This is a genomic window from Hymenobacter sp. H14-R3 (assembly GCF_030063445.1).
GTDB lineage: Bacteria > Bacteroidota > Bacteroidia > Cytophagales > Hymenobacteraceae > Hymenobacter.
On the sequence record NZ_JASITD010000028.1, the window covers coordinates 47,940 to 56,515 of the forward strand.

8 protein-coding genes are annotated in these 8,576 nt (G+C 60.4%); all 8 read left to right on the forward strand.

What is annotated here, in order from left to right:
• The first annotated feature begins 335 nt into the window (after positions 1 to 335).
• The 8 genes from QMK33_RS19895 (at position 336) to QMK33_RS19930 (ending at position 8,495) form a co-directional block, all read left to right on the forward strand.
• Positions 336 to 1,400, forward strand: a complete 1,065-nt coding sequence (locus QMK33_RS19895; RefSeq protein ID WP_283566375.1) for a CDP-glycerol glycerophosphotransferase family protein — start codon at positions 336 to 338, stop codon at positions 1,398 to 1,400.
• A gap of 65 nt (positions 1,401 to 1,465) precedes the next feature.
• On the forward strand, positions 1,466 to 2,260 hold the full coding sequence (locus tag QMK33_RS19900) for a cytidylyltransferase domain-containing protein (protein WP_283566376.1): 795 nt from the start codon (positions 1,466 to 1,468) through the stop codon (positions 2,258 to 2,260).
• 123 nt (positions 2,261 to 2,383) lie between these two features.
• The gene (locus tag QMK33_RS19905; RefSeq protein WP_283566377.1) at positions 2,384 to 3,241 is read left to right on the forward strand and encodes a transketolase; all 858 of its coding nucleotides are present in this window, start codon (positions 2,384 to 2,386) and stop codon (positions 3,239 to 3,241) included.
• Between the two features lie 140 nt (positions 3,242 to 3,381).
• Positions 3,382 to 4,335, forward strand: coding sequence for a transketolase family protein (locus QMK33_RS19910; RefSeq protein ID WP_283566378.1), 954 nt, complete (start codon positions 3,382 to 3,384; stop codon positions 4,333 to 4,335).
• 146 nt (positions 4,336 to 4,481) lie between these two features.
• On the forward strand, positions 4,482 to 5,780 hold the full coding sequence (locus tag QMK33_RS19915; protein WP_283566379.1) for an aminotransferase class III-fold pyridoxal phosphate-dependent enzyme: 1,299 nt from the start codon (positions 4,482 to 4,484) through the stop codon (positions 5,778 to 5,780).
• Positions 5,781 to 6,013: 233 nt separating this feature from the next.
• On the forward strand, positions 6,014 to 6,820 hold the full coding sequence (locus tag QMK33_RS19920; RefSeq protein ID WP_283566380.1) for an SDR family oxidoreductase: 807 nt from the start codon (positions 6,014 to 6,016) through the stop codon (positions 6,818 to 6,820).
• A 124-nt stretch (positions 6,821 to 6,944) separates the two neighbouring features.
• Positions 6,945 to 7,472 (forward strand): KdsC family phosphatase, encoded by a 528-nt coding sequence (locus QMK33_RS19925; RefSeq protein ID WP_283566381.1) that lies wholly within the window; start codon positions 6,945 to 6,947, stop codon positions 7,470 to 7,472.
• A gap of 138 nt (positions 7,473 to 7,610) precedes the next feature.
• Complete coding sequence (locus QMK33_RS19930) at positions 7,611 to 8,495, forward strand: N-acetylneuraminate synthase family protein (protein WP_283566382.1); 885 nt, start codon at positions 7,611 to 7,613, stop codon at positions 8,493 to 8,495.
• Positions 8,496 to 8,576: the final 81 nt, after the last annotated feature.

Genomic DNA, 8,576 nt, shown 5'->3' on the forward strand with positions numbered 1-8,576 from the left:
GCAGCGGGCTGCAACTTGCCAAAGTAGAGGTGCCTGCTCAGGCTGCGAATACAGGATTAGTTCGTATAAATTATTGATTATCAACGATATGAATAAAATAGCCTCGCCAGCATCGCCCTACTTGAGCAGAGCGGCTGGCCAGCACGGTGGCCGTGGCGGCGATAGCGCAAGGAAGGCCTTTATATTATTGACTGCAAGCATATTAGGTAAGTAATAGCTAGCCAATGAGGTGCTGTGTAAGGGTGAGGGCCGCCGCCACCGGCTGCGTGCCCGGGCCCGCGCATCCGCTCATTGGCGCGCCGTCGTATTTTTGTAGGCGTACCTACTTCTTGCTTGTGAAAAAAGCGCTCTACCTCATCGGCTCGCCCAACCAGACCACCCAGATGCACCGCGTGGCGCAGCTGCTGGAAGACGAGTACGAACCCTACTTCAGTCAGCTGTACTACGATGGCTGGATGCGGGGCTTCTACGAGTGGCTACTGCGCAATAACGTGCTGGAAGGCACAGTGGTACAAGGGCTTGTGAAGGAAAAGGCCGACCGCTACGTGGCCGAGCACAACCTGCGCCGCGACTTTGAAAACCGCGAGCTGCGCCACGACTACGACCTGGTGGTGTGCTGCTCCGATATTATCGTGCCCTGGCCGCTGCTCAAAAAAACCAAGTCGGTATTTGTGCAGGAGGGCATGACGGACCCGCTCAACCTGTGGGCGCGGGTGGTGAAGCGCTTCACCAATTTTCCCATCCTCACCATCAGCACCGCCCTCAATGGCATGAACAATTGCTGCGACGTGTACTGCGTGGCCTCGCCCGGCTACGCCCGGCACTTCGAGCACATTGGGGTGGAGGCGGATAAAATTATCGTCACGGGCATTCCCAATTTCGACGATATCGAGAAGCTGCGTACGAACAGCTTTCCGCACCGCGGCTACGTGCTGGTGGCCACCACCGACATGCGCGAAACCTTCCGGCCCGAAAACCGCAAGAAATTCATTCGCCACGCCACGCGCATCGCCGCCGGCCGGCCCATGTTTTTCAAGTTTCACCCCAACGAAAACATGGCCCGCGCCACGGCCGAGGTGCAGCGCTACGCCCCGCCCGGCACGCGCATCTTCACCGAAGGCAACACCGAGGAGATGATTGCCAATTGCGTAGAGTTGGTAACGCAATACAGCACAGTAGCTTACGTAGGCCTGGCGCTCGGCATTCCGGTGCACTCGTACTTCGATGTGGACGACCTCAAGCGCAAGCTGCCCATCCAGAATGGGGGCACCAGCGCCCAGCGCATTGCCGACATTTGCCGGCAGTTTGGTCAGTTTGAGGGGCCCGGCCCAGCCTTCCTGAAACAGTATAAACCGGCCGCTGTCCCGCAGCTGGTGGCCGTGGCGGCCGAACCACGCTAGCGGGAACTCGCAGGCCGCTGCTGTTACGTTTTGTACTGATAATGTTACGTTTTATACTTTAGTCGATGCTTACCCTTATTCAGGCCCGCTGCGGCTCCTCGCGCCTCCCCGACAAAGTCAGCCTCGACCTCGTGGGCCGGCCGCTGCTGGTGCGGCAGGTCGAGCGCGTGCAGCAGGCTCGCCTGGCGGGCCGCGTGGCCGTTATCACCACCGACGAGCCCAGCGACGACGCCCTGGCTGACCTCTGCCAACAATATGATATGGAGGTGTTTAGGGGCAGTGCGCTCGACCTGCTTGACCGCCATTACCAGGCGGCGCTTCATTTTGGCGAAAGGGAGGCCGTGGTGAAAATCCCGAGCGACTGCCCGCTCATCGACCCCGCCATTATCGATAAGGTGCTGGCTTTTTACACACAAACCGCTGGCCAGTACGACTTTGTGAGCAACCTGCACCCCGCCACTTACCCCGATGGTAACGATGTGGAAGTGATGACTTTTGCGGCCCTCGAAACGGCCTGGCGCGACGCCCGCCGCCCGCTGGAGCGCGAGCACACCACGCCGTTTTTCTGGGAAAACCCCGACCGCTTTCGCCTTGCCAACGTGACCTGGGAAACGGGGCTCGACTATTCCATGTCGCACCGCTTCACCATTGACTACCCGGCTGATTATCAGTTTGTAAAGGCCGTGTACGAGGCGCTCTACCCGGCCAATCCGCAGTTTGGCCTGCATGATATCCTGTCTTTATTAAAACAAAGGCCGGACATTTACGCCTTAAATGCCGACCTGGCCGGCGTGAACTGGTACCGTAACCACCTCGACGAGCTCAAAACCGTGGACGCGGTCAATACCAAGCAATTGTAAATCCATAAGAACGTCATGCTGAGCTTGCCGAAGCATCTCTACTACGCCAATAGAGTAGTAATCCGGGAGGCGCGGTAGAGATGCTTCGGCAAGCTCAGCATGACAACGATTCAGACGTTTACTATGACTTCCGAAAAACAAGACGAACTGAAAGCCCTGGCCCTGCGCGTGCGCGCGCACATTGTGCGCCTCAGCACCGATGGCGGCTGCTTCACCGGGGCCTCGCTGAGCTGCGCCGACCTGCTGGTGTACCTCTACGCCGACTTTCTCAACGTGCACCCCGGCAACCTCACCGACCCCGAGCGCGACTACCTGTTCCTGAGCAAGGGCCACGACGTGCCGGCCCTCTACGGCACGTTTGCCGAGCTGGGCTTCATGCCCAAGGAGCGGCTGGCCAACCACCTGAAATCGAACGACTCCATCTACTGGCACCCCAACCGCAGCGTGCCGGGCGTCGAGTTTCACTCGGGCTCGCTGGGCCACCTGCCGAGCGTGGCGCTGGGCGTGGCCCTCGATGCGCGCATGCGTGGCCAAAACCAGAAGGTTATCGTGATAACCGGCGACGGCGAGCTCAACGAGGGCACTTGCTGGGAAGCCCTGCTGGTGGCCAGCGCCCATAAGGTGAACAACCTCACCATCGTGGTGGACCGCAACCACTTCCAGGCCAACATCGCCACCGAAGACCTCATTCCGCTGGAGCCGCTGGCCCCCAAGTTTGAGGCCTTTGGCGCCGAAGTACGCCGCATCGACGGCCACGATTTCGCGGCCCTGGAAGCCGCCTTCACTGCCCTGCCCTTCAGCGACACCAAGCCCTCGGTTATCATCTGCGACACGGTGCGTGGCCGCGGCCTGCCCAGCATCGAGCGCCGCGCCGACCGCTGGTTCTGCAACTTCAGCGCCGACGAGGTAGTGGAGCTGCTGAAGGAGCTGCACAGCCAGGAAGCTACCACGCTCACCAGCGAAACGCTCACCGTTCGCTAAAATCGCAGATTTAGACAGATTACGCTGATTTCGCAGATTCTACCGACTGCAACCGGCGCTGCCTAAAAATGCCACCCTATACATTCCCGAACGACCCGTCTGAACCTGCGAAATCAGCGCAATCTGTCTAAATCTGCGATATGAGTTACGAACAGCTTATCCACGAAACTGCCCTGGCCGATGAGCGCCTGCTGGTGATGACGGCCGAAAACCGCGCCCTTATCCGCAACCTGCCTGGCCCGCTGGGCCCGCGCTTTATTGATACCGGCATTACGGAGCAAACCATGATTGGGGCGGCGGCCGGCCTGGCGCTGCGCGGGCGCGTGCCGGTGGTGCACGCGCTGGCTACCTTCCTCACTCTCAGGGCCTTTGAGTTTATCCGGACGGATGTGGGTATTCCGCATTTGCCGGTGAAAATCAGCGCCTTCGTACCCGGCTTTTTGTCGGATGGCAACGGCCCGACGCACCAGGCCATTGAGGACGTGTCGCTGATGCGCGGCATTCCGGGCATGACGGTTTTTGCGCCCGCCGACGAGCAGGATATGCTGGCCATGCTGCCCGCCATCTGGGCCTCGCCCGACCCCGCCTACCTGCGCGTAAACACCCGGCCGGCCACCTACCAGCACGCCCCGTTCGAGATGGGCAAGGCCGAAATTGTGGCCGAGGGCAAAGACGTAACCATCCTCACCTACGGGATGCTGTTTGAGCAAACGCTGATTGCCAAGGACTTACTCACCGAAGCCGGCTACTCGGTGGGCCTCCTGAACCTGCGCAGTCTCAAGCCCCTCGACGAGGCGGCTGTGCTCAACGTGGTGCGCGGCGGCAGCCTCATCGTAACCGTGGAGGACCACTTCCAGACCGGCGGCCTCTACTCCATTCTGGCCGAGTTGCTGCTGGCTAATGAGCTGACTGCTAAAGTATTACCGCTGGCGCTGAAAGAGCGCTGGTACAAGCCGGGCCTGCTGAGCGAAGTGCTTGAATACGAAGGCTTTACCGGCCAGCATATTGCCCGCCGCATCGGCGAGCGCCTGGGCGATGGGGAGCACACCTTCGGCGCGAAAACCAAGGTGGTCGAAAACGTATTTGCCGAGTAGTGTGCCTAAGTCTGGTAGAACGTCATGCTGAACGCAGTGAAGCATCTCGCTCGCATCGTTGAGTTATTAACCTAATGATGCGAGCGAAATGCTTCAATGCGTTCAGCATGACGTTCTACTTTTACAAAGAATAATCAAGCCCTTCTATGAATTTCCAGAAATCCGACGAGCTCTACGCCCGGGCCCAGCAAATAATGACGCCCGTGACCCAGACCCTGGCCAAGGGCCCGGGCCAGTACACCAAAGGCGCGGCCCCCAAGTACGTGAAGCGCGGCAAGGGCTCGCACGTGTGGGACGTTGACGGCAACGAATACATTGATTACCAGATGGGTATTGGCCCGCTTTCGCTGGGCTACGCTTACCCGCGCGTCGACGACGCCATCCGGGCGCAGCTCGGAGACGGCATCACGTTTTCGATGATGCACGAGCTGGAAGTGGAAGTGGCTGAGCTCATTCACGAGATTATCCCGAACGCCGAGAGCATCCGCATCTCCAAGACCGGGGCTGATGTGTGCTCGGCGGCGGTGCGCGTGTCGCGTGCCTTTACCGGCCGGCCCCACGTGCTGTGCTGCGGCTACCACGGCTGGCACGATTGGTATATCGGTACCACGAGCCGCGACAAGGGTATTCCGCAGGAAAGCAAGGACTTAGTGAGCGCCTTCGAGTATAATAACCTCGACTCGTTCAAGGAAATGCTGACGCCTGAAGTGGCCTGCGTTATTCTGGAGCCGTTCATTTTTGATGCGCCCAAGGATAATTTCCTGCACAAAGTGGCCCGCCTCTGCAAGGAAAACGGCACGCTGCTGATTTTTGACGAGATGTGGACCGGCTTCCGCATCGCCATCGGCGGCGCGCAGGAGTATTTCGGCATCACGCCCGACCTGGCGGTGTATTCCAAAGCCTGCGCCAACGGCATGCCCATCGCGCTGCTCACCGGCCGCAAGGACGTGATGCAGCTGTTTGAGCAGGACGTGTTTTTCTTCACCACCTTCGGCGGGGAGGCCCTGAGCCTGGCGGCTACCATCGCCACCATCAGCGAGATGCGCGAGAAAAACGTGCCCGCATTCCTGGCCAGCCAGGGCAACAAGCTGAAGGAAGGCTACAACAAAATTGCCGCCGACCTCGGCCTGAGCCAGTACACCAAGTGCTACGGCTACGACTGCCGCAGCATCATCACCTTCGACGCCAGCGCCGGCAACCCCTTAGAAACAAAGGCCTACGTGCAGCAAGAGCTGTTCAAGCGCGGAATCCTGTGGGGTGGTTTCCACAACATGAGCTTCTCGCACACCGACGAGGACGTGGCCAAAACGCTGGCTGCCTACGAAGCCGTGCTGCCCATGCTGAAAGATGCCATTGAGAAGGGCGACGTGAGCACCCGCCTCGAAGGCGAGCCGCTGGAGGCCGTGTTCCGCAAGGTGACCAATGCCGCGCCGGTGAAGAAGTAGCGCGAAGCTTCCGCTTCGTGTATCGCCGCGAAGCGGCGAAAGTGGGGCCGGGCACGTTTGCCCGGCCTTGCTCATTCCTATTAATTAACCCTCACGATAATTCGCCGCTCTGCGGCGATACGCGAAGCGGAAGCTTCGCGCTACTGCCCGGCCTTGCTCATTCCTATTAGTTAACCCTCACGATAATTCGCCGCTCTGTGGCGATATGCGAAGCGGAAGCTTCGCGCTACTGCATGACCCTCTTCGATTTAACCAACAAAACCGCCATCGTCACCGGCGCGTGCGGCCTCATCGGTCAGAAGCACTGCGAGGCCCTGGCCCTGGCCGGTGCCAACGTGGTGGTGGCCGACCTAAGCCTCGACAAGGCCCGCGAGGTGGCCGCCGGCCTGCCCGGCGCGGTGCACCTGCCACTGGCCGTGGACGTGACCTCGCCCGAGTCGCTGGCCGACGCACGCGACGAGATAATCAAGCGCTTCGGCCATATCGACGTGCTGGTGAACAATGCCGCCATCAACGACATGTTTGAGAACCCGGCGCTGGCCGCCGACCTCAGCAAGTTTGAGAATTTCCCGCTGGCCACCTTCAAGCAGGTGCTGGAGGTGAACGTGACGGGGCTGTTTCTGGCGGCGCAGGTGTTTGGCACGCCGATGGCCGAGCAGGGCAGTGGCTCCATCATCAACGTGGCCAGCACCTACGGCATCGTGGGGCCCGACCAGAGCATCTACCGCAACGCGGCCGGTGAGCAAACCTTCTATAAATCACCTTCTTACCCCACTACCAAGGGGGCAGTGGTGAATTTTACCCGCTACCTGGCAGCGTATTGGGGGGCAAAAGGCGTGCGCGTCAACACGTTGTCGCCGGGCGGCGTGGAGAACAGCCAGGATGAATTCTTCGTGCAGCAGTATAGTGCCAAAACGCCGCTCGGGCGCATGGCCGCCGCCACCGATTACCAGGGCGCGGTGGTATTTCTGGCCTCCGATGCCTCGGCCTATATGACGGGGGCCAACCTGGTGGTAGACGGCGGCTGGACGGCCATTTAGGAGGTAGCGCGGACTTTCAGTCCGCGAGTTGTTCGGTTACCAGCACTCGCGGACTGAAAGTCCGCGCTACGTTGCTACTGCGCGCCGTGTACTAATTTCGGATAAAATTTCACTAAAGCTCCACATGAAGCACGCCGACCTCGTTGCCAAAGCCCGTCGCATCAAACTCGTTCTTACCGATTGCGACGGGGTGCTCACCGACGGCGGCGTGTACTACGGCGAAAGCGGGGAGGTGCTCAAGCGCTTCAACATCCGCGATGGCATGGGCGTGGAGCGCCTGCGCGCCGTGGGGGTCGAAACGGGCATCGTCACCGGCGAGCGCTCGCCCTCGGTGCAGAAGCGCGCTGATAAGCTCAAAATCACGGAGTTGCACCTGGGTATCAAGGATAAGGCCCCGCTGCTGGCCGAGATTCTAACGCGCCTGAATCTCACGGCTGAGCAGGTGGCCTTTATTGGCGATGATACCAATGACGTGGCCATTCTGGGCCTCGTGGGGCTGGCAGCCTGCCCGGGCGATGCCACCGTGTTTGCCCGCGAGGCGGCCGATTACCGCTGCCTGGCCTACGGCGGGCAGGGCGCTTTTCGCGAGCTGGCCGAGCTGATTATCAGCTGCCAGGGCGGGGACCCGGTGCCTGACCGCGGCTCGGAATAAAGCAAGGTTGGTAAAATAAAATCCGGCGGCTCGCGTCGTCCCGTTTAACTACTAGCGCAAACCGTCCGCCGCCGGCGCTGTTAGGTTGCTTTTCAATTCGTTTCTGGCTCTATCTTCAAGCCCACCTCTTTTCTCGTTATGTCTGTCGTTCAAATAAAGAAAGACCGCGCCATTGGCGCCGGCCAGCCCTGCTACATCATTGCCGAAATCGGTATCAACCACAACGGCTCGCTCAACATTGCTAAGCAGTTGATTGACGCCGCCGTAACGGCCGGCTGCGATGCCGTGAAGTTTCAGAAGCGCACGCCCGAACTGTGCGTGCCCAAGGACCAGTGGGAAAAAATGCGCGACACCCCCTGGGGCCGCATGAGCTACATCGACTACAAGCGCAAAACCGAGTTTGGCCAGGAAGAATACACCGCCATCGACGACTATTGCAAGGCGCGCGGCATCGACTGGTTTGCTTCGTGCTGGGATGAGCCCTCGGTCGATTTTATGGAGCAGTTTCAGCCCGTGCTCTACAAAATGGCCAGCGCCTCGCTCACCGATAAGCCCCTGCTCGACCGCGTGCGCGCCACCGGCCGCCCCCTCATGCTGAGCACCGGCATGAGCACCCAAAGCGAAATCACGGATGCCGTGAAGCACGTGGGCCTTGATAATCTGCTGATTGCGCACAGCACCTCGGCCTACCCCTGCCCGCCCCAGGAGCTGAACCTGCGCATGATTGCGACCCTTCAGGCGCAGTTTCCCGGCACGCCCATTGGCTACTCGGGCCACGAAACCGGCCTGGGTACCACCGTAACGGCCGTAGCCCTGGGCGCGACGTTCGTGGAGCGCCACTTCACCCTCGACCGCGCCATGTGGGGTTCCGACCACGCCGCCAGCGTAGAGCCCGGCGGCATGGCCAAGATGGTGCGCGACATCCGCGATACCGAGGCTGGCCTTGGCGATGGCGTGAAGGTGGTGTACGAGAGTGAGAAAGAGCCCCTGCGCCGCCTGCGACGCGAGGTAACGGCTGCGTAGTTGTTCGTTCAGAAGGCTTTAGCCCGCAGAGGGCGCGGGCCGACTCATTCTACGAGTGGCAGGCCACCGAGCGGGGCAAGA

Coding starts and splice junctions, on each gene's coding strand:
- QMK33_RS19915 (WP_283566379.1), top strand. CDS start 4,482: ATGAATTTCCAGAAATCCGACGAGCTCTACGCCCGGGCCCAGCAAATA.
- QMK33_RS19925 (WP_283566381.1), top strand. CDS start 6,945: ATGAAGCACGCCGACCTCGTTGCCAAAGCCCGTCGCATCAAACTCGTT.
- QMK33_RS19905 (WP_283566377.1), top strand. CDS start 2,384: ATGACTTCCGAAAAACAAGACGAACTGAAAGCCCTGGCCCTGCGCGTG.
- QMK33_RS19910 (WP_283566378.1), top strand. CDS start 3,382: ATGAGTTACGAACAGCTTATCCACGAAACTGCCCTGGCCGATGAGCGC.
- QMK33_RS19930 (WP_283566382.1), top strand. CDS start 7,611: ATGTCTGTCGTTCAAATAAAGAAAGACCGCGCCATTGGCGCCGGCCAG.
- QMK33_RS19920 (WP_283566380.1), top strand. CDS start 6,014: ATGACCCTCTTCGATTTAACCAACAAAACCGCCATCGTCACCGGCGCG.
- QMK33_RS19900 (WP_283566376.1), top strand. CDS start 1,466: ATGCTTACCCTTATTCAGGCCCGCTGCGGCTCCTCGCGCCTCCCCGAC.